A 2,417-nucleotide genomic window follows, 5' to 3' on the forward strand; every position below is an offset into this window, starting at 1 on the left:
GTAAGCGCTCCATGATCACCACATTCAAATAACCCTACAGTGCACTTATCATCATATTTCCCTTAATGAATCGGAGATATGGTGAATGTCGAAACGCCGAACTGACCAGGAATGGCAAACGCTGATCCTCGAGTATGAAAACAGCACACTGACCCTGAAAGAGTTTTGCAAACAACATCGGTTAGCCTGCTCAACGTTTTCAGCTAAGCGCAGCTTGATTAAGCGAGCAGAAGGTAATGCCGAGAGCGGCTTTGTTCGGGCGCAGGTCGTTGAGAGCACCACCGAGTATCACTTTGCCAAACCGGTGCCAGCTAACATGACACTGTCTTTCAACGAGGTTGAGCTGAGTATCCCTCAGGGCACACCGCCAGAGTACCTGGCAAACCTAATGAGGGCACTGCAATCATGAAAGGCCTGATAAACCCGCCAGCCATTTATCTCTACCGCCACTTTGTCGACTTCCGCAAATCCATCAACGGGCTGGCTGCGCTGGTTGAAAGCGAAACGACATTGGCATTGGACTCCGGTGCGCTGTTCCTCTTCACCAACAAACAACGCGACAAAATCAAAATACTGTACTGGGACACCACGGGCTTTGCCCTGTGGTATAAAAGGCTCGAAAAAGACAAATTCAAATGGCCGGTGCGCGAGAATAATCAGGTCATGACACTGACACAAACCGAGCTAGACAGGTTGCTTTCAGGCTTCACAATAATCGGCCACAAGCCTGTAGAAATACACGATTTTACAATCAATTAAGTGACATAAATGGTGCTTGCGATGGGTGTTTTTTCGCCATTTTTGGTAAAATACCCCCATGAAGAAAGCCATCGATTTTGACCCATCAACCCAAGATATCAGCCAGCTTCAGGCCATGGTGCAGACGCTGTTGGCTGAGCGTGATGAGTGGGAAAAGGAAAGGCAATCTCTGAGTGCGCAGTACCAATCCCTGCTTGAGCAATTTAAACTTGCTATCGACCGACAGTTTGCCAAACGGGCAGAATCCCTGAAACCCTATAATGATGCCCAGGGCGAACTCTTTAACGAAGTGGAGTGTGAGGCCGATACGCCAGCAGTAGAAAGTCACGAAGCATCAATCTCTTCTGCTACAGAACCGACAGCGAAGCGTCGGGGCAAACGCAAACCGCTACCGAAAGACCTGCCTCGCGAGCGTATTGTCCTTGACCTGGAAGCGGATGAGAAAATCTGCCCATGTTGCCAGGGCGAGCTACACAAAATCGGTGAAGATGTCAGCGAAAAGCTCGAATTCATCCCTGCTCAACTGAAAGTACTGGAGTATGTGCGGCCGAGATACGGTTGTCGCCAGTGCGAGAAAACGGCGGAGCAGGTCAGTATCATACAGAAACCTGCACCGGCTAGCCTTATTCCCAAAAGCTTTGCCACGGAAAGCCTGCTGGCCAACATCATTCTGGGTAAATACCAATACGCCTTGCCGCTATATCGACAGGAAACTCTCTTCGAGCAAGCCGGTATCGCGTTGACCCGCACGACCATGGCACGCTGGGCCATGCAGGTCAGTGAAGCCTTTACGCCATTATACCAGGCAATCAGGCAAACGTTGTTGCAGCAAGTTGTTATCCAGGCTGATGAGACTCCCCTGAATGTTCTCAAGGAAGATAAGCAGTGTTATATGTGGGTCTACTGTTCAGGGGGCGACTCTCCCGGATCCTCTCCGCCTGGACTCAAAAATATCGTGTTGTTCGACTATCAAAATAGTCGGGCTGGCGCGTGCCCGGCTAACTACCTGGGGGACTTTACCGGCTACCTGCAAACCGATGGCTATCAGGCTTATGACACCTTAAAGGCGATTGAGCATCTGGGGTGCATGGCACATGCCCGCCGTAAGTTCATGGATGCCAAGAAAGTCCAGGGGAAAGGTAAAACCGGCAAAGCGGATGTGGTACTGGCAAAAATCCAGAAGCTCTATGCGCTGGAAGCGCGTCTGAAAGAATGCACGGTAGAAGCACGTCAGGCCGAGAGACAACTGCGAGCCAAACCGATGCTGGATGACCTCTATCAGTGGCTGAACAAACAAAAAGTCATTGGCTCAGGGCAGTTAGGCAAAGCGATTAAGTACACGTTAGGGCAATGGCCAAAGTTGATACGCTATGTAGAAGATGGGCACCTGTCTATCGACAACAATCGCGCTGAACGTGCAATAAAATCGCTGGTCATTGGCAGGAAAAATTGGCTGTTCGCCGATACGCCAAGCGGTGCTGATGCCAGTGCTGTCCTCTATAGCATCATTGAAACAGCAAAGGCTAATGACCTGGTTGTGTATGACTACCTGGTGCATTGCATGAAGGCGTTGGCCAAGCCAGAGCCGGATATCAATGCATTGCTCCCCTGGAACTTCTCACATTAATAACCGCCCCGTGGGTTTATGGGGCGCATAC

3 protein-coding genes are annotated in these 2,417 nt (G+C 50.4%); all 3 read left to right on the forward strand.

Annotated features, from left to right (window positions below; all coding sequences use genetic code 11):
• Positions 1-85: 85 nt before the first annotated feature.
• The 3 genes from tnpA to tnpC are packed head-to-tail and all read left to right on the forward strand — an operon-like array spanning position 86 to position 2,386.
• Positions 86-409: an IS66 family insertion sequence element accessory protein TnpA gene (tnpA, locus tag BIT28_RS00155; RefSeq protein WP_075761622.1), complete on the forward strand. Its 324-nt coding sequence runs from the start codon at positions 86-88 to the stop codon at positions 407-409.
• Positions 406-759 (forward strand): IS66 family insertion sequence element accessory protein TnpB, encoded by a 354-nt coding sequence (gene tnpB, locus BIT28_RS00160; protein ID WP_083651673.1) that lies wholly within the window; start codon positions 406-408, stop codon positions 757-759. Before tnpA ends, tnpB begins: the two co-directional genes overlap by 4 nt.
• A gap of 58 nt (positions 760-817) precedes the next feature.
• Entirely contained in the window at positions 818-2,386 is a 1,569-nt protein-coding gene (gene tnpC, locus BIT28_RS00165) for an IS66 family transposase (protein WP_075761623.1), read from the forward strand.
• Positions 2,387-2,417 lie beyond the last annotated feature (31 nt).

The sequence above is a fragment of the Photobacterium proteolyticum genome, assembly GCF_001939735.1.
In the GTDB taxonomy this organism is placed as follows: domain Bacteria; phylum Pseudomonadota; class Gammaproteobacteria; order Enterobacterales; family Vibrionaceae; genus Photobacterium; species Photobacterium proteolyticum.